Source organism: Pseudomonas sp. B37(2017) (genome assembly GCF_002112885.1).
Taxonomy (GTDB): domain Bacteria; phylum Pseudomonadota; class Gammaproteobacteria; order Pseudomonadales; family Pseudomonadaceae; genus Aquipseudomonas; species Aquipseudomonas paraglycinae.
In genome coordinates this window covers 50,340-66,495 of record NZ_NEIX01000017.1, presented here as the reverse complement: position 1 = coordinate 66,495, position 16,156 = coordinate 50,340, and the positions used below count along the sequence as shown (strand labels likewise).

General features: G+C 55.0%; 30 protein-coding genes. All 30 read left to right on the top strand.

What is annotated here, in order from left to right; genetic code table 11:
• Window positions 1-112: 112 nt before the first annotated feature.
• The 30 genes from rpsJ to bfr all read left to right on the top strand — a co-directional run bounded on the left by rpsJ (window position 113) and on the right by bfr (window position 16,124).
• The gene (gene rpsJ, locus CAF90_RS27705; protein ID WP_003186070.1) at window positions 113-424 is read left to right on the top strand and encodes a 30S ribosomal protein S10; all 312 of its coding nucleotides are present in this window, start codon (window positions 113-115) and stop codon (window positions 422-424) included.
• 80 nt (window positions 425-504) lie between these two features.
• Window positions 505-1,140, top strand: coding sequence for a 50S ribosomal protein L3 (gene rplC, locus CAF90_RS27700; protein ID WP_007955641.1), 636 nt, complete (start codon window positions 505-507; stop codon window positions 1,138-1,140).
• A gap of 12 nt (window positions 1,141-1,152) precedes the next feature.
• A complete protein-coding gene (gene rplD, locus CAF90_RS27695) occupies window positions 1,153-1,755 on the top strand; it encodes a 50S ribosomal protein L4 (protein ID WP_003228735.1) in 603 nt (200 codons plus the stop codon).
• A complete protein-coding gene (gene rplW / locus CAF90_RS27690) occupies window positions 1,752-2,051 on the top strand; it encodes a 50S ribosomal protein L23 (RefSeq protein ID WP_002555488.1) in 300 nt (99 codons plus the stop codon). The genes rplD and rplW overlap by 4 nt, the downstream gene beginning before the upstream one ends.
• 14 nt (window positions 2,052-2,065) lie before the next feature.
• Window positions 2,066-2,890, top strand: a complete 825-nt coding sequence (gene rplB, locus CAF90_RS27685) for a 50S ribosomal protein L2 (RefSeq protein WP_007955640.1) — start codon at window positions 2,066-2,068, stop codon at window positions 2,888-2,890.
• A 16-nt stretch (window positions 2,891-2,906) separates the two neighbouring features.
• On the top strand, window positions 2,907-3,182 hold the full coding sequence (rpsS, locus tag CAF90_RS27680) for a 30S ribosomal protein S19 (protein WP_003228731.1): 276 nt from the start codon (window positions 2,907-2,909) through the stop codon (window positions 3,180-3,182).
• An 11-nt stretch (window positions 3,183-3,193) separates the two neighbouring features.
• On the top strand, window positions 3,194-3,526 hold the full coding sequence (gene rplV, locus CAF90_RS27675; RefSeq protein ID WP_003103908.1) for a 50S ribosomal protein L22: 333 nt from the start codon (window positions 3,194-3,196) through the stop codon (window positions 3,524-3,526).
• A gap of 13 nt (window positions 3,527-3,539) precedes the next feature.
• Window positions 3,540-4,226 carry a 30S ribosomal protein S3 gene (gene rpsC, locus CAF90_RS27670; protein ID WP_003176422.1) on the top strand — a complete coding sequence of 229 codons (687 nt, stop codon included), beginning with the start codon at window positions 3,540-3,542 and terminating at the stop codon, window positions 4,224-4,226.
• Window positions 4,227-4,238: 12 nt separating this feature from the next.
• A complete protein-coding gene (gene rplP, locus CAF90_RS27665; RefSeq protein ID WP_003228729.1) occupies window positions 4,239-4,652 on the top strand; it encodes a 50S ribosomal protein L16 in 414 nt (137 codons plus the stop codon).
• The gene (gene rpmC / locus CAF90_RS27660) at window positions 4,652-4,843 is read left to right on the top strand and encodes a 50S ribosomal protein L29 (RefSeq protein ID WP_002555481.1); all 192 of its coding nucleotides are present in this window, start codon (window positions 4,652-4,654) and stop codon (window positions 4,841-4,843) included. Before rplP ends, rpmC begins: the two co-directional genes overlap by 1 nt.
• Before the next feature lie 2 nt (window positions 4,844-4,845).
• Complete coding sequence (gene rpsQ, locus CAF90_RS27655; protein ID WP_003194644.1) at window positions 4,846-5,112, top strand: 30S ribosomal protein S17; 267 nt, start codon at window positions 4,846-4,848, stop codon at window positions 5,110-5,112.
• A 23-nt stretch (window positions 5,113-5,135) separates the two neighbouring features.
• Window positions 5,136-5,504 (top strand): 50S ribosomal protein L14, encoded by a 369-nt coding sequence (gene rplN / locus CAF90_RS27650; protein ID WP_002555479.1) that lies wholly within the window; start codon window positions 5,136-5,138, stop codon window positions 5,502-5,504.
• 11 nt (window positions 5,505-5,515) lie between these two features.
• A complete protein-coding gene (rplX, locus tag CAF90_RS27645) occupies window positions 5,516-5,830 on the top strand; it encodes a 50S ribosomal protein L24 (protein WP_003186046.1) in 315 nt (104 codons plus the stop codon).
• A 20-nt stretch (window positions 5,831-5,850) separates the two neighbouring features.
• Window positions 5,851-6,390 carry a 50S ribosomal protein L5 gene (rplE, locus tag CAF90_RS27640; RefSeq protein WP_003210069.1) on the top strand — a complete coding sequence of 180 codons (540 nt, stop codon included), beginning with the start codon at window positions 5,851-5,853 and terminating at the stop codon, window positions 6,388-6,390.
• 13 nt (window positions 6,391-6,403) lie between these two features.
• Window positions 6,404-6,709 carry a 30S ribosomal protein S14 gene (gene rpsN / locus CAF90_RS27635; protein WP_007955639.1) on the top strand — a complete coding sequence of 102 codons (306 nt, stop codon included), beginning with the start codon at window positions 6,404-6,406 and terminating at the stop codon, window positions 6,707-6,709.
• Between the two features lie 209 nt (window positions 6,710-6,918).
• Window positions 6,919-7,311, top strand: coding sequence for a 30S ribosomal protein S8 (gene rpsH, locus CAF90_RS27630; RefSeq protein WP_011336171.1), 393 nt, complete (start codon window positions 6,919-6,921; stop codon window positions 7,309-7,311).
• Between the two features lie 12 nt (window positions 7,312-7,323).
• On the top strand, window positions 7,324-7,857 hold the full coding sequence (gene rplF / locus CAF90_RS27625) for a 50S ribosomal protein L6 (RefSeq protein ID WP_011336170.1): 534 nt from the start codon (window positions 7,324-7,326) through the stop codon (window positions 7,855-7,857).
• A gap of 10 nt (window positions 7,858-7,867) precedes the next feature.
• A complete protein-coding gene (gene rplR, locus CAF90_RS27620; protein ID WP_003186037.1) occupies window positions 7,868-8,218 on the top strand; it encodes a 50S ribosomal protein L18 in 351 nt (116 codons plus the stop codon).
• Between the two features lie 3 nt (window positions 8,219-8,221).
• On the top strand, window positions 8,222-8,722 hold the full coding sequence (gene rpsE / locus CAF90_RS27615) for a 30S ribosomal protein S5 (protein WP_007955637.1): 501 nt from the start codon (window positions 8,222-8,224) through the stop codon (window positions 8,720-8,722).
• 2 nt (window positions 8,723-8,724) lie between these two features.
• Entirely contained in the window at window positions 8,725-8,901 is a 177-nt protein-coding gene (gene rpmD / locus CAF90_RS27610) for a 50S ribosomal protein L30 (RefSeq protein WP_003176408.1), read from the top strand.
• 3 nt (window positions 8,902-8,904) lie between these two features.
• Window positions 8,905-9,342 (top strand): 50S ribosomal protein L15, encoded by a 438-nt coding sequence (gene rplO / locus CAF90_RS27605; RefSeq protein WP_003228720.1) that lies wholly within the window; start codon window positions 8,905-8,907, stop codon window positions 9,340-9,342.
• Window positions 9,343-10,671: a preprotein translocase subunit SecY gene (gene secY / locus CAF90_RS27600; RefSeq protein ID WP_003228718.1), complete on the top strand. Its 1,329-nt coding sequence runs from the start codon at window positions 9,343-9,345 to the stop codon at window positions 10,669-10,671.
• Window positions 10,672-10,698: 27 nt separating this feature from the next.
• Entirely contained in the window at window positions 10,699-10,815 is a 117-nt protein-coding gene (rpmJ, locus tag CAF90_RS27595; protein WP_002555468.1) for a 50S ribosomal protein L36, read from the top strand.
• A 130-nt stretch (window positions 10,816-10,945) separates the two neighbouring features.
• Window positions 10,946-11,302: a 30S ribosomal protein S13 gene (gene rpsM, locus CAF90_RS27590; protein ID WP_009045849.1), complete on the top strand. Its 357-nt coding sequence runs from the start codon at window positions 10,946-10,948 to the stop codon at window positions 11,300-11,302.
• A gap of 30 nt (window positions 11,303-11,332) precedes the next feature.
• Window positions 11,333-11,722 (top strand): 30S ribosomal protein S11, encoded by a 390-nt coding sequence (gene rpsK / locus CAF90_RS27585; protein ID WP_002555466.1) that lies wholly within the window; start codon window positions 11,333-11,335, stop codon window positions 11,720-11,722.
• Between the two features lie 18 nt (window positions 11,723-11,740).
• Window positions 11,741-12,361, top strand: a complete 621-nt coding sequence (rpsD, locus tag CAF90_RS27580) for a 30S ribosomal protein S4 (RefSeq protein WP_003176404.1) — start codon at window positions 11,741-11,743, stop codon at window positions 12,359-12,361.
• Window positions 12,362-12,383: 22 nt separating this feature from the next.
• The gene (gene rpoA / locus CAF90_RS27575) at window positions 12,384-13,385 is read left to right on the top strand and encodes a DNA-directed RNA polymerase subunit alpha (RefSeq protein ID WP_003186012.1); all 1,002 of its coding nucleotides are present in this window, start codon (window positions 12,384-12,386) and stop codon (window positions 13,383-13,385) included.
• 42 nt (window positions 13,386-13,427) lie between these two features.
• On the top strand, window positions 13,428-13,814 hold the full coding sequence (rplQ, locus tag CAF90_RS27570) for a 50S ribosomal protein L17 (RefSeq protein WP_007955635.1): 387 nt from the start codon (window positions 13,428-13,430) through the stop codon (window positions 13,812-13,814).
• A gap of 238 nt (window positions 13,815-14,052) precedes the next feature.
• Window positions 14,053-15,507 carry a catalase gene (locus CAF90_RS27565; protein ID WP_085609138.1) on the top strand — a complete coding sequence of 485 codons (1,455 nt, stop codon included), beginning with the start codon at window positions 14,053-14,055 and terminating at the stop codon, window positions 15,505-15,507.
• Window positions 15,508-15,656: 149 nt separating this feature from the next.
• Window positions 15,657-16,124 (top strand): bacterioferritin, encoded by a 468-nt coding sequence (bfr, locus tag CAF90_RS27560; protein ID WP_007955633.1) that lies wholly within the window; start codon window positions 15,657-15,659, stop codon window positions 16,122-16,124.
• The last annotated feature ends 32 nt before the right edge of the window (window positions 16,125-16,156 follow it).

The following is a 16,156-nucleotide window of genomic DNA, read 5'->3' as shown; positions in this document are numbered from 1 at the left end:
AGCGGGGGCTTTTTTATTGGGTTGACACCTATCTGGGGCGTCTATAGAATTGCGCCTCCTTTTAACGGGCGTATTGCGCCCGGTGGGAATAGCAGCCGGAGTCTGAAATCCAATGCAAAATCAGCAAATCCGTATCAGGTTGAAGGCTTTTGACCATCGCCTGATCGACCAATCAACCCAGGAAATCGTGGAAACCGCGAAACGTACTGGTGCTCAAGTGCGTGGTCCAATTCCACTGCCTACCCGTAAAGAGCGGTTCACCGTTCTGGTTTCTCCGCACGTCAACAAAGACGCGCGTGACCAGTACGAGATCCGCACTCATAAGCGCGTTCTGGACATCGTCCAGCCAACGGATAAAACCGTTGATGCACTTATGAAGCTTGATCTTGCGGCCGGTGTGGAAGTGCAGATCAGCCTCGGCTAAGACTCGGTCTTGGTCGTGTAACGCTCTGAAATGGGCGGCCATAGCGGGTGAAAGCCCCGTACACTCATGAGGTTTACAACATGACTATTGGTGTAGTCGGTCGTAAAGCGGGTATGACCCGTATTTTCACCGAAGAAGGTGTCTCCATTCCGGTCACGGTCATTGAGATCGAGCCGAATCGCGTCACCCAGTTCAAAACTGAAGAAACCGATGGCTATCGTGCAGTGCAAGTCACTGTCGGCGAGCGTCGTGCTTCCCGTGTAACAGCTGCTCAGGCTGGCCACTTCGCCAAGGCGAACGTTGCCGCTGGTCGTACCGTAATGGAATTCCGCCTTGAAGAAGGCGAGTACCAGGCCGGCGATCTGATCAACGCTGAAATCTTCGCTGCTGGTCAACTGGTTGATGTAACCGGTCAGTCCAAAGGTAAAGGCTTCCAGGGTACGATCAAGCGTTGGAATTTCCGCGGGCAAGATAACACCCACGGTAACTCCGTATCCCACCGCGTCCCAGGCTCTATCGGCCAGTGCCAGACTCCTGGTCGTGTATTCAAGGGCAAAAAAATGTCCGGTCATATGGGCGCTGAGCGCGTGACCGTGCAGTCCCTGGAAGTAGTGCGCGTGGACGCTGAACGCAATCTGTTGCTGGTCAAGGGTGCTGTTCCTGGCGCTACTGGCGGCAACCTGGTTGTACGTCCAGCAGCCAAGGCTCGCGGTTAAGGGGAAGCTGACATGCAATTAAATGTAAATGACGCTCAAGCGATCGAAGTTTCCGAACTGACATTTGGCGGCGAATTCAACGAGACGCTGGTTCACCAAGCAGTCGTGGCCTACATGGCCGGCGGCCGTCAAGGTAGCAAGCAGCAAAAGACCCGTTCCGACGTTCGTGGTGGCGGTAAGCGCCCATGGCGTCAGAAAGGTACTGGCCGTGCTCGTGCCGGTACTATCCGTAGCCCAATCTGGCGCGGCGGCGGCACCACTTTCGCAGCTCGTCCACAGGATCACTCCCAGAAGCTGAACAAGAAGATGTATCGCGCAGCAATGCGTTCCATCCTTGCTGAGCTGGTGCGTACTGATCGTCTGGTCGTGGTTCAGGATTTCGCAGTTGAAACTCCGAAAACCAAAGACCTGCTGGGCAAACTGAACAACATGAGCCTGACCGACGTTCTGATCGTGTCGGACGCTGTTGATCAGAACCTGTACCTGGCTGCTCGCAACCTGCCACACGTAGATGTACGTGACGTGCAAGGTTCCGATCCAGTTAGTCTGATCGCATACGACAAGGTGTTGATCACCGTGTCGGCCGTGAAGAAATTCGAGGAGCTGCTGGGATGAACCAGGAACGCGTATTTAAAGTTCTGCTTGGCCCGCACGTTTCCGAGAAGGCTACGGTTCTGGCAGACAAGAAAGGCCAGTTCGTTTTCAAGGTTGCTACTGACGCAACCAAGCTGGAAATCAAGAAGGCCGTCGAAAGCCTGTTCAGCGTGAAAGTTGAGCGTGTTACTACCCTGAACGTTCTGGGTAAGAGCAAGCGCACCGCTCGCGGTCTGGGCAAGCGTAATGACTGGAAGAAGGCAGTTATCTCCCTTCAGCCAGGCCAAGATCTCGATTTCAGCAGCAGTGCTGAGTAAGGAAGGGGTGCATCATGGCAATCGTTAAATGCAAACCGACTTCCCCTGGCCGCCGTTTTGTGGTCAAGGTGGTCAACCAGGAGCTGCATAAAGGCGCTCCTCACGCACCGCTGCTCGAGAAAAAATCGAAGTCTGGTGGTCGTAACAACAATGGCCGTATTACCACCCGTCACATCGGTGGTGGTCATAAGCAGCATTACCGTATGGTCGATTTCCGTCGCAACGACAAAGATGGCATCGTCGCCACTGTCGAGCGTATCGAATACGATCCAAACCGTACTGCTCACATCGCACTGCTCTGCTACGCAGACGGCGAGCGCCGCTACATCATCGCCCCTAAAGGCGTGAGTGCTGGCGACACGCTGATCGCAGGTGCCCTGGCTCCAATCAAGCCAGGTAACGCTCTGCAACTGCGCAACATTCCAGTCGGTTCTACCGTACACGGCATCGAACTGAAGCCAGGTAAAGGCGCACAGATCGCTCGTTCCGCTGGTGCTTCGGCTCAGCTGATCGCTCGTGAAGGCGTTTACGTGACCCTGCGTCTGCGTTCCGGTGAAATGCGTAAAGTACTGGCTGAGTGCCGTGCGACCCTGGGCGAAGTCTCGAACTCCGAACACAGCCTGCGTTCGCTGGGTAAAGCTGGTGCCAAGCGCTGGCGTGGCGTTCGCCCAACCGTTCGTGGTGTTGCCATGAACCCGGTTGACCACCCACATGGTGGTGGTGAAGGTCGTACCTCTGGTGGTCGTCATCCGGTATCGCCATGGGGCTTCCCGACTAAGGGCGCGAAGACTCGTGGTAATAAGCGTACCGACAAAATGATCGTCCGTCGTCGCAAGTAAATAGAGGGATACGACAGTGCCACGTTCTCTGAAAAAAGGTCCTTTTATTGATCTTCACCTACTGAAGAAGATCGAAGTGGCGGCGGAAAAGAACGATCGCAAACCAATTAAGACTTGGTCGCGTCGTTCGATGATCCTGCCACAAATGGTCGGTCTGACCATCGCTGTACACAACGGTCGTCAGCACGTCCCAGTTCTCGTAAACGAAGACATGGTCGGCCACAAACTGGGCGAGTTCGCCGGTACCCGCACTTATCGCGGGCACGTGGCAGACAAGAAAGCCAAGCGTTAAGGGGTAAGGAAATGGAAGTAGCCGCTAAGTTGTCGGGCGCTCGAATCTCCGCCCAGAAAGCCCGCTTGGTCGCCGACCAGATCCGCGGGAAGAAGGTGGGCGAAGCGCTCAACCTGTTGGCTTTCAGCAGTAAGAAAGCCGCCGAGATCATGAAAAAAGTGCTGGAGTCGGCCGTAGCCAACGCCGAGCATAACGAAGGCGCAGACGTTGATGACCTGAAGGTCAGCACCGTTTTTGTCAACGAAGGGCGTTCGCTGAAGCGCATCATGCCACGTGCCAAAGGCCGTGCTGATCGCATCGTCAAGCGGTCTTGCCATATCACTGTCAAGGTTGCTGACAAGTAACGGAGTCGAAGAGATGGGTCAGAAAGTACATCCCATTGGCATTCGCCTGGGAATCGTCAAGGAGCACACCTCCGTCTGGTACGCAGACGGTCGGACTTATGCGGACTACTTGTTCGCTGATCTGAAGGTGCGTGAATACCTCCAAGACAAACTAAAAAGCGCGTCCGTAAGCCGTATCGATATCCATCGTCCGGCCCAAACTGCACGCATCACCATCCACACCGCTCGTCCAGGTATCGTTATCGGGAAGAAAGGTGAAGATGTTGAGAAACTGCGTCAGGACCTGACCAAGCAAATGGGTGTGCCTGTGCACATCAATATCGAAGAGATCCGCAAGCCGGAGCTCGACGGTATGCTGGTTGCGCAGAGCGTAGCTCAGCAGCTGGAGCGTCGTGTAATGTTCCGTCGCGCCATGAAGCGCGCTGTACAGAACGCCATGCGCATTGGTGCCAAAGGCATCAAAATCCAAGTGAGCGGTCGTCTCGGCGGTGCTGAAATCGCACGTACTGAATGGTATCGCGAAGGTCGTGTGCCACTGCACACCCTGCGTGCCGACATCGACTATGCCAACTACGAAGCTCACACCACTTACGGTGTGATCGGTGTAAAGGTTTGGATCTTCAAAGGCGAAGTAATTGGTGGTCGCCAAGAAGAGCTGAAGCCACAAGCACCAGCGCCTCGTAAAAAAGCTGCTAAGTAAGGGGTACGCCAAATGTTGCAACCTAAGCGTACGAAGTTCCGCAAGCAGATGACCGGCCACAACCGTGGTCTGGCACTGCGCGGTAGCAAAGTCAGCTTCGGCGAGTTCGCGCTGAAGTCTGTAGCTCGTGGTCGTCTCACCGCTCGTCAGATCGAGTCAGCGCGTCGTGCTCTGACCCGTCACGTAAAACGTGGCGGCAAGATCTGGATCCGTGTATTCCCGGACAAGCCGATCTCCAAGAAGCCTCTCGAGGTTCGTATGGGTAAAGGTAAGGGTAACGTGGAGTACTGGGTTGCCCAGATTCAGCCAGGCAAAGTCCTGTATGAAATCGAGGGTGTTTCTGAAGAGCTGGCGCGTGAGGCTTTCGCCCTGGCTGCTGCAAAGCTGCCGCTCGCCACCTCCTTTGTTAAACGGACGGTGATGTGATGAAAGCGAATGAACTTCGTGAAAAATCCGCACAGCAGCTGAACGAGCAACTGCTCGGCTTGCTGCGCGACCAGTTCAATCTGCGCATGCAGAAAGCAACTGGCCAGTTGGGGCAGTCTCATCTGCTCTCGCAAGTTAAGCGTGACATCGCTCGCGTGAAGACTGTGCTCAACCAGCAGGCAGGTAAGTGATCATGGCTGAAGCCGAAAAAACTGTCCGTACGCTGACTGGCCGTGTTGTCAGCGACAAGATGGACAAAACCATCACCGTTCTGATCGAGCGTCGCGTTAAGCACCCGATCTACGGTAAATACGTTAAGCGTTCGACTAAGCTGCACGCGCACGACGAAACCAATCAGTGCCACATCGGCGACAAAGTCACTATTCGTGAAACTCGTCCGATGGCCAAGACCAAGTCTTGGGCGCTGGTTGATGTTCTCGAACGCGCTGTGGAAGTCTAAGGGCTAGGGGTCGGAGAAATTATATGATTCAGACTCAATCCATGCTCGATGTGGCCGATAACAGCGGCGCTCGCCGCGTTATGTGCATCAAGGTGCTGGGTGGCTCCCATCGTCGTTACGCTGGTATCGGTGACATCATCAAAGTTACCGTAAAGGAAGCAATTCCTCGCGGTAAGGTGAAAAAAGGCCAAGTGATGACTGCTGTTGTAGTCCGCACTCGTCACGGCGTACGTCGTGCTGATGGCTCCATTATCCGCTTTGATGGCAACGCTGCTGTTCTTCTGAACAACAAGCAAGAGCCGATCGGCACCCGTATCTTTGGGCCAGTGACCCGTGAACTTCGTACTGAGAAGTTCATGAAGATCGTCTCGCTCGCCCCAGAAGTGCTGTAAGGAGATCCGACATGCAAAAGATTCGTCGTGACGACGAGATCATCGTGATCGCCGGCAAAGACAAAGGTAAGCGCGGTAAGGTGCTGAAGGTTCTTGCTGACAACCGTCTGGTTGTTGGTGGTCTGAACCTGGTCAAGCGTCATACCAAGCCTAACCCGATGTCGGGCGTACAGGGCGGTATCGTCGAGAAAGAAGCGCCACTGCACGCTTCCAACGTCGCCATCTTCAACGGCGAAACCAACAAGGCTGACCGCGTTGGTTTCAAAGTAGAAGACGGTAAGAAAATTCGTGTCTTCAAGTCGACCCAAAAAGCGGTTGATGCTTGAACACTGCTAGGTAGAAGACCATGGCACGACTAAAAGAGATTTACCGGAAGGAAATCGCTCCGAAACTTAAGGAAGAACTTAAGCTTTCGAACGTGATGGAAGTTCCGCGCGTTACCAAAATCACCCTGAACATGGGTCTGGGCGAAGCGATCGGCGACAAAAAAGTCATCGAGCACGCTGTTGCTGACCTGGAAAAGATCACCGGCCAGAAAGTCGTTGTGACCTACGCTCGCAAATCCATCGCTGGCTTTAAAGTCCGTGAAGGTTGGCCGATCGGCGTCAAAGTGACCCTGCGCCGTGAGCGTATGTACGAGTTCCTGGATCGTCTGCTGTCGATCTCCCTGCCTCGGGTTCGCGACTTCCGCGGCCTGAATGCCAAGTCCTTCGATGGTCGTGGCAACTACAGCATGGGCGTGAAAGAGCAGATCATTTTCCCGGAAATCGACTACGACAAGATCGATGCTCTCCGCGGTCTGGACATTACCCTGACCACCACTGCCAAGAACGATGATGAAGGCCGCGCTCTGCTGCGTGCTTTCAAATTCCCGTTCCGCAACTGATTGGAGTAGGAAAATGGCCAAGAAGAGCATGAAAAACCGTGAGCTGAAGCGTCAGCTCACCGTTGCCAAGTACGCCGTCAAGCGTGCAGCGCTGAAAGCTATCATCGTTGATCTGAACGCAAGTCCAGAAGCGCGTTGGGAAGCTACCGTAGCTCTGCAGAAGCAACCACGTGACGCAAGCGCTTCGCGCATGCGTAACCGTTGCCGCCTGACTGGTCGTCCGCACGGCGTTTACCGCAAGTTCGGCCTCGGCCGTAACAAACTGCGTGAAGCGGCAATGCGTGGTGACGTTCCAGGTCTGGTTAAAGCCAGCTGGTAATTGCTGTCAAAGCCTTGATGGTCGGGGTCGAAAGAACCTGACCATCGGTGGCCTTGAACTTGAATCAAGCCCCTTTTGGGGCTTGATTCATTTCTGGGGTATGTCTAGAATGACCGGCTCGCCTGAGCCCGTGTTTTTTATACCCGGAATTTCTCGGCGACAAGTAGTAGCCGCAAGGCTAATTTTTCTGTATTAGGAGCGTCTAGCCCATGAGTATGCAGGACCCGTTAGCGGACATGCTAACTCGAATCCGTAATGCCCAGATGGCTGAAAAGTCCGTCGTAAGCATGCCGTCTTCCACGTTGAAGGTGGCTGTAGCAAAAGTCCTGAAGGACGAAGGTTACATCGCGGGTTATCAGATCAGCAGCGAAACCAAACCACTGCTGTCCATCGAGCTGAAATACTTCGAAGGCCGTCCGGTCATCGAGGAAGTGAAGCGCGTTAGCCGTCCAGGCCTGCGTCAGTACAAGTCCGTCGAAGAGCTGCCAAAAGTACGTGGCGGTCTCGGTGTGTCTATCGTCTCCACCAACAAAGGTGTGATGACTGATCGTGCTGCGCGCGCTGCCGGTGTCGGCGGCGAAGTTCTTTGCACTGTGTTCTAAGGGGGGATAAGCATGTCTCGCGTCGCTAAGAACCCCGTTAAGCTGCCAGCCGGTGTCGAAGTAAAATTCGCAGGCCAACAGCTTTCGGTGAAGGGTGCCAAGGGTACTCTTGAACTGAACGTCCATTCGTCCGTTGAAGTCGTTGAAGAAGCCGGTGAGCTGCGTTTTGCTGCTCGCAATGGCGATCAACAGACTCGCGCAATGGCCGGTACCACTCGTGCGTTGGTAAACAACATGGTCCAGGGCGTAAGCCAAGGCTTCGAGCGTAAGCTCCAGCTGGTCGGTGTTGGTTACAAAGCGCAAGCAAAAGGTCAGGTGCTGAACCTGGCTCTTGGCTTCTCGCACCCAGTGGATTACGAACTGCCGGAAGGCATCACCGCTGAGACTCCTAGCCAGACCGATATCCTGATCAAGGGCATCGACAAGCAGCTGGTAGGTCAAGTGGCCGCCGAGATCCGCGACTTCCGTCCACCAGAGCCGTACAAAGGCAAAGGTGTGCGCTACGCGGACGAAGTCGTCCGTCGTAAAGAAGCCAAGAAGAAGTAGGGCATAGCAAATGACCGACAAAAAAGTTACTCGACTGCGTCGCGCTCGCAAAGCACGCCTGAAAATGCACGAACTCGAAGTCGTGCGTCTCTGCGTGTTCCGCTCTTCGCAGCACATCTACGCCCAGGTCATTTCGGCCGACGGCAACAAAGTCCTGGCAAGCGCCTCGACTTTGGATAAAGAACTGCGTGATGGCGCCACTGGCAACATCGACGCGGCCACTAAGGTTGGCCAGCTGGTCGCTACGCGTGCTAAGGCCGCTGGCGTCTCGCAGGTGGCTTTCGACCGCTCTGGCTTCAAGTACCACGGCCGCGTTAAAGCGCTGGCTGATGCTGCTCGTGAAGCTGGGCTGGAGTTCTAAGTTATGTCAAATAACGACCAAAAGCGCGACGAAGGCTACATCGAGAAGCTGGTTCAAGTTAACCGCGTAGCCAAAACCGTTAAAGGCGGCCGTATCTTCACTTTCACCGCGTTGACCGTGGTTGGTGATGGTAAAGGGCGTGTTGGCTTCGGCCGTGGCAAGTCGCGTGAAGTGCCTGCTGCGATCCAGAAGGCAATGGAAGCTGCTCGCCGCAACATGATCCAGGTTGATCTGAACGGCACCACTCTGCAGTACGCAATGAAGTCTGCCCATGGCGCTTCGAAGGTGTACATGCAGCCTGCTTCTGAAGGTACCGGTATCATCGCTGGCGGCGCTATGCGTGCTGTCCTCGAAGTTGCTGGCGTTCAGAACGTTCTGGCCAAGTGCTACGGCTCGACTAACCCTGTAAACGTGGTTCACGCCACTTTCAAGGGTCTGAAGGCCATGCAGTCTCCTGAATCCATTGCAGCCAAACGTGGCCTGCGTGTTGAGGAGATCAAGTAATCATGGCTACCGTTAAAGTTACGCTGATCAAAAGCATGACCGGCCGCATCCCTAACCACAAACTGTGCGTTAAGGGTCTGGGTCTGCGTCGCATCGGTCACACTGTAGAAGTCCAGGATACTCCCGAGAATCGCGGGATGATCAACAAGGCTTACTACATGCTGCGTGTCGAGGGTTAATCGATGAAACTCAATGATCTGAGTCCAGCGCCGGGTTCCCGTCGCGAAAAGCATCGTCCGGGCCGTGGTATCGGTAGTGGTTTGGGTAAGACTGGTGGCCGTGGTCACAAAGGTCAGACTTCCCGCTCCGGTGGCACCATTGCTCCAGGCTTTGAAGGCGGTCAACAGCCGCTGCATCGTCGCCTGCCGAAGTTCGGTTTCGTTTCCCTGAAAGCCATGGATCGCGCAGAAGTGCGTCTGTCCGAGCTGGCTAAAGTGGAAGGCGACATCGTCACCGTGCAGTCCCTGAAAGATGCCAACGTGATCAACGTCAACGTACAGCGTGTGAAAATCATGCTGTCCGGTGAAGTGACTCGCGCTGTCACTATCGGCAAGGGAATCGGCGCCACCAAAGGTGCGCGTGCGGCTATCGAAGCAGCTGGCGGCAAGTTCGAGGAATAAATGGCTAAGCAAGGTGCTCTCTCTGCGCTCGGCAAAGGCGGTATGTCTGAACTTTGGGCTCGTCTGCGTTTTCTGTTCCTGGCGATTATCGTCTACCGAATAGGCGCACACATCCCGGTTCCAGGTATCAACCCGGACCGACTCGCAGACCTGTTTCGACAGAATGAGGGGACCATTCTTAGCTTGTTCAACATGTTTTCCGGCGGCGCGCTGGAACGGATGAGCATCTTTGCACTGGGGATCATGCCGTACATTTCGGCATCGATCATCATGCAGCTGATGACCGCCGTCAGCCCGCAGCTGGAGCAGTTGAAGAAGGAAGGTGAAGCTGGCCGTCGCAAGATCAGCCAGTACACCCGCTACGGCACCGTCGTCCTCGCTCTCGTTCAGGCCATTGGCATGTCCATTGGTCTGGCGGGGCAGGGCGTTGCGTTCACTGGTGACTTTGGCTTCCATTTCGTCGCGGTCTCCACGTTTGTGGCTGGCGCGATGTTCATGATGTGGCTGGGTGAGCAGATTACTGAGCGTGGTGTAGGCAACGGTATCTCGATGTTGATTTTTTCGGGTATCGTCGCCGGTCTTCCGAGAGCAATCGGGCAGTCTTTCGAGTCTGCGCGTCAGGGCGATATCAACATCTTCGCTTTGGTTGCCATCGGTTTGCTGGCAGTAGCGATTATCGGTTTCGTGGTGTTCATTGAGCGTGGTCAGCGTCGTATCGCTGTTCACTACGCCAAGCGTCAGCAGGGCCGCAAGGTTTTTGCTGCGCAGACAAGCCACTTGCCGCTGAAGGTGAACATGGCCGGTGTTATTCCGGCTATTTTCGCGAGCAGCATTTTGCTGTTCCCGGCTTCGTTGGGTGCCTGGTTTGGTCAGTCTGAAGGTATGGGCTGGTTGCAGGACATCTCGCAGTCGATCGCTCCTGGTCAGCCGTTGAATATTCTGCTGTTTAGTGCAGGGATTATTTTCTTCTGCTTCTTCTATACGGCGTTGATGTTCAATCCGAAAGACGTAGCGGAAAACCTGAAGAAGTCCGGTGCCTTTATTCCGGGCATCCGTCCAGGTGAGCAGTCCGCACGCTATATTGATGGCGTTTTGACTCGCTTGACCATGTTCGGTGCTCTTTACATGACGGCCGTGTGCTTGTTGCCCCAGTTCCTGGTGGTTGCAGCAAACGTTCCGTTCTACCTTGGCGGGACCTCGTTGCTGATCGTGGTCGTGGTTGTGATGGACTTCATGTCCCAAGTACAATCGCACCTCGTTTCGCACCAGTACGAATCCCTGATGAAGAAAGCCAACCTGAAGGGTTACGGCAGCGGCATGTTGCGCTGAGTACCCATAAGGTTCGAGGAGTTGGTGATGAAAGTTCGTGCATCGGTGAAAAAGCTGTGCCGTAACTGCAAGATTATTCGCCGCGAAGGTGTTGTTCGAGTAATTTGCAGCGCGGAACCGCGTCACAAACAGCGCCAAGGCTGAGTGTGATTGTGCTTCAAGCCCGGTAGCTAGTGCGCTACCGGGTTGATTATTTGTTATTACAGCGATATTATCTCGCGCCCTATTTCTTGGCTTCCGGGGCGTAGGTAGCTGTCAATTGGAGTCCCACTGAATGGCCCGTATTGCAGGCGTTAACATTCCAGATAACAAGCATACTGTTATCTCGCTGACCTACATCTATGGTGTTGGTCGCACTACTGCACAGAAGATCTGTGCAGAGACTGGGGTAAACCCAGCCGCAAAGATCAAGGATCTGAGCGACGAGCAGATTGAACAGCTGCGTGGCGAAGTGGCGAAGTTCACCACTGAAGGTGACCTGCGTCGCGAAATCAACATGAAAATCAAGCGCTTGATGGACCTCGGTTGCTATCGCGGTCTGCGTCATCGTCGTGGTCTGCCAGTACGCGGTCAGCGTACCAAGACCAACGCGCGTACCCGTAAAGGTCCGCGTAAGCCGATCCGCAAGTAATCGCCCCAGCGAATCGACAGGAATTTAATCATGGCAAAACCTGCTGCTCGTCCTCGTAAAAAAGTTAAAAAGACAGTGGTTGATGGCATCGCCCACATCCATGCTTCTTTTAACAACACCATCGTGACCATCACCGACCGTCAAGGTAACGCTCTTTCCTGGGCTACCTCCGGTGGTTCGGGTTTCCGCGGTTCCCGCAAGTCCACCCCGTTCGCTGCTCAAGTAGCTGCTGAGCGTGCTGGTCAAGCTGCGCTGGAATACGGCCTGAAAAACCTCGACGTGAACGTCAAGGGTCCAGGTCCAGGTCGTGAATCCGCAGTCCGCGCTTTGAACGGCTGTGGCTACAAGATCGCCAGCATCACCGACGTGACGCCAATCCCGCACAACGGGTGCCGTCCGCCGAAGAAGCGCCGCGTGTAATCCAGGAGATTGTAAAGAATGGCTCGTTACATTGGTCCAAAATGCAAACTCGCTCGTCGCGAAGGCACCGATCTCTTCCTGAAGAGCGGCGTGCGCGCGATCGAATCGAAGTGCAACATTGAAGCAGCACCTGGTATCCACGGCCAACGCCGCGGTCGCCAGTCCGACTACGGCACCCAACTGCGTGAAAAGCAGAAGGTCCGTCGTATCTACGGCGTTCTCGAGCGTCAGTTCAGCGGCTACTACAAAGAAGCTGCTGGCAAGAAAGGTGCAACCGGTGAAAACCTGCTGCAACTGCTCGAATGCCGTCTGGACAACGTTGTATACCGTATGGGCTTTGGTTCGACTCGTGCCGAATCCCGTCAGCTGGTATCGCACAAGTCGATCAGCGTTAACGGTCAGACCGTAAACGTTCCGTCCTACCAGGTTCGTGCTGGTGACGTGGTTGCTGTTCGCGAGAAAGCAAAAAACCAACTTCGCATTGTCCAAGCTCTCGATCTGTGTGCCCAACGTGGCCGCGTAGAATGGGTAGAAGTAGACACTGAGAAGAAGTCGGGCGTTTTCAAGAACGTTCCTGCTCGCAGTGATCTGTCCGCCGACATCAACGAAAGCCTGATTGTCGAGCTCTACTCCAAGTAAGGGCTAGAAAATAGGTGCATCCATGCAGATTTCGGTAAATGAGTTCCTGACACCCCGCCACATTGATGTGCAGGTTGTCAGTCCAACCCGCGCCAAGATCACTCTCGAGCCTCTCGAGCGTGGTTTTGGCCACACCCTGGGCAACGCGCTGCGCCGCATCCTGTTGTCCTCAATGCCCGGCTGCGCAGTAGTCGAGGCCGAGATTGACGGTGTGCTCCACGAGTACAGCGCCATCGAAGGTGTACAGGAAGACGTAATTGAAATCCTGTTGAACCTTAAAGGTCTGGCCATCAAGCTGCACGGTCGTGACGAAGTTACGCTGACCTTGTCGAAGAAGGGTTCGGGGGTGGTTACCGCTGCCGATATTCAGCTGGATCATGATGTCGAGATCGTTAATCCCGATCACGTAATCGCTAACCTGGCGTCTAACGGCGCCCTGAACATGAAGCTCACCGTAGCTCGTGGTCGTGGTTATGAACCAGCAGACTCGCGTCAGAGCGATGAAGACGAAAGCCGCAGCATCGGTCGCTTGCAGCTTGACTCTTCGTTCAGCCCGGTTCGCCGTATCGCATACGTGGTGGAAAACGCCCGTGTCGAACAGCGTACCAACCTGGACAAGCTGGTTATTGATCTGGAAACCAACGGTACTCTGGATCCTGAAGAGGCTATCCGCCGCGCTGCAACCATTCTGCAACAGCAGTTGGCTGCGTTCGTCGACCTCAAAGGTGACAGTGAGCCAGTGGTTGTCGAGCAGGAAGACGAGATCGATCCGATCCTGCTTCGCCCGGTTGACGATCTGGAACTGACTGTACGTTCGGCTAACTGCCTTAAGGCGGAAAACATCTACTACATCGGCGACCTGATTCAGCGTACCGAAGTAGAGCTGTTGAAGACTCCGAACCTGGGCAAGAAATCCTTGACTGAAATCAAGGACGTTCTGGCCTCCCGCGGTCTGTCCCTCGGCATGCGCCTCGACAACTGGCCGCCTGCAAGTCTTAAGAAGGACGACAAGGCGACTGCCTGATCGTCGTAATCACCGAACGTAGTGTTTGGTAAGGAATGAACCATGCGTCATCGTAAAAGTGGGCGTCACCTGAGCCGCACCAGCTCGCACCGCAAGGCCATGTTCCAGAACATGGCGGTGTCGCTGTTCGAGCACGAGCTGATCAAAACTACTCTGCCAAAAGCCAAAGAACTGCGCCGCGTTGCCGAGCCGCTGATCACTCTGGCCAAGACAGACAGCGTTGCTAACCGTCGTCTGGCTTTCGACCGTACTCGTTCGAAAGCTATCGTTGGTAAGCTCTTCAACGACCTGGGCAAGCGTTACGCTACCCGTGAGGGTGGCTACCTGCGCATCCTCAAGTGCGGTTTCCGCGCTGGCGACAACGCGCCTATGGCGTACGTCGAACTGGTTGATCGTGCTGTCGGCGGTGAAGCTGTATCCGCTGAGTAAGACATCAGTCTGAAACAAGGAACCGGGCCTAGTGCCCGGTTTTTTGTGCCTGTAAGAAATGCGCGGTTCGTACAAGCTTCTACCCTGTTTGGGTCTGCACTATGTGCGGGGATTTGGTGTTAGTTTTTCTCTATTGATGACCATAAGTTAATGAATTTGTGGCTGTCATATTGATGATCGATACTCCCCAACAAGCCGATTAGCCGGCAGTTCAAGACCGATAGAGGATGAAGATCGCATGAGCCAGAACAAGACGCTTACGACCGCCAGTGGCGCACCTGTCGCTGATAACCAGAACTCTCGCTCCGCCGGCCCTCGTGGTCCGTTGCTGCTCGATGATTTCCACCTGATCGAGAAGCTTGCTCACTTCAACCGGGAAAACATTCCCGAGCGTCGTGTACACGCCAAGGGTTCGGGCGCATATGGCACTTTCACGGTCACTCGCGACATTACGCAGTACACCAGCGCCAAGCTGTTCTCTGCTGTCGGCAAACAGACGCCGACCTTCCTGCGTTTTTCAACGGTCGGTGGTGAGCGTGGCTCGGCCGACACCGAGCGCGATCCGCGTGGCTTCGCCCTCAAGTTCTACACCGAAGAAGGCAACTGGGACATCGTCGGCAACAACACGCCGGTGTTCTTCATTCGCGATCCGCTGAAATTTCCTGACTTTATCCACACCCAGAAACGCCTGCCGCAGAGCAACCTGAAAAGTGCGCAGATGATGTGGGACTTCTGGTCGCATTCGCCTGAAGCGCTGCACCAGGTCACCATTCTGTTTTCTGATCGGGGTATCCCGGACGGCTATCGCCACATGCACGGTTTTGGCAGCCACACCTACAGCCTGATCAGCGCTCAAGGCGAGCGTCACTGGGTGAAGTGGCACTACAAGACCAAGCAAGGGATCAAGAACCTCGCGCCGGCAGACGCGGCACGTCTGGCGGGCACAGATCCCGATTACGCCCAGCGTGATCTGTTCGAAGCCATCGAGCGTGGTGACTTCCCGAAATGGAGCGTGTGCATCCAGATCATGACCGAGGCCCAGGCTGCTGCTCACTACGAGAACCCGTTCGACGTGACCAAAACCTGGTCGCAGAAGGAGTTCCCGCTGATTGAAGTGGGTGAGCTGGAACTGAACCGTAATCCGCTCAACTATTTTGCGGAAGTCGAGCAAGCTGCGTTCGGTCCAAGCAACATGGTGCCTGGCGTAGGTCTGTCACCGGATCGCATGCTGCAAGGTCGTGTCTTCGCATACGCCGATGCCCACCGCTACCGTGTAGGCACCAACAACCAACAGCTGCCAGTGAATGCTCCGCGCAGCCCGGTGAATACTTACCAGCGTGATGGTTCGATGGCTTTTGGCAGCAATGGTGGTGCAGCGCCTAACTACGAGCCGAACAGCTACGTAGAGTCGCCGAAACAAGCGCCACATTATGCCGAGCCTGCGCTGGCCCTGAGCGGCGCGGCTGATCGCTACGATCACCGCGAAGACACCGACTACTACAGCCACGCCGGTGCGCTGTTCCGCTTGATGAGCGACGAACAGAAAGCGTTGTTGGTCAGCAACATTGCCGGCGCGATGGCGGGTGTGTCGAGTGATGTCGTCGACCGTCAGTTGCAGCATTTCCACAAGGCCGACCCAGCGTACGGAGAAGCAATCGCAAAGCTGCTCAACGTACAGCTTAACGAAGTCTAAACGAGAAGCAGAACCGCCCTCATTAGGGCGGTTTTTGCGTTATTTAGGCTGCTTTTCTCAGAATATCTTCGCTTTTATTGCGTGAAGTGAGTGACCTTCCAGTCAGGTTGGTTCAAACTACAGACTTTCAAGCAGGGAGATGTAGGGCGATGCAAGGCCACCCAGACGTTATCGATTACCTCAACACGTTGCTGACCGGCGAACTGGCCGCGCGTGACCAATATTTCGTTCACTCGCGGATGTATGAGGACTGGGGATTCACCAAGCTCTACGAACGAATCAACCACGAGATGGAAGAAGAGGCCGGTCACGCCGATGCGCTGATGCGCCGGATTCTGATGCTCGAAGGCACTCCGCGCATGCGCCCGGATGACCTGGATGTTGGTACCACGGTTGAGACCATGCTCGAAGCGGATCTGCGCCTTGAGTACAAGGTTCGTGCTGCACTGTGCAAAGGCATCGAGCTGTGTGAAAAGAATGGCGACTATGTAAGCCGCGATATCCTCAAGCTTCAGTTGCATGACACCGAAGAAGATCACACCTACTGGCTTGAAAAGCAGCTGGGCCTGATCAAACTGATCGGTATCCAGAACTACCTGCAGTCCCACGCGTCCTGATTGCAGCCGATACAAAAAAGCCCCTGTCACTG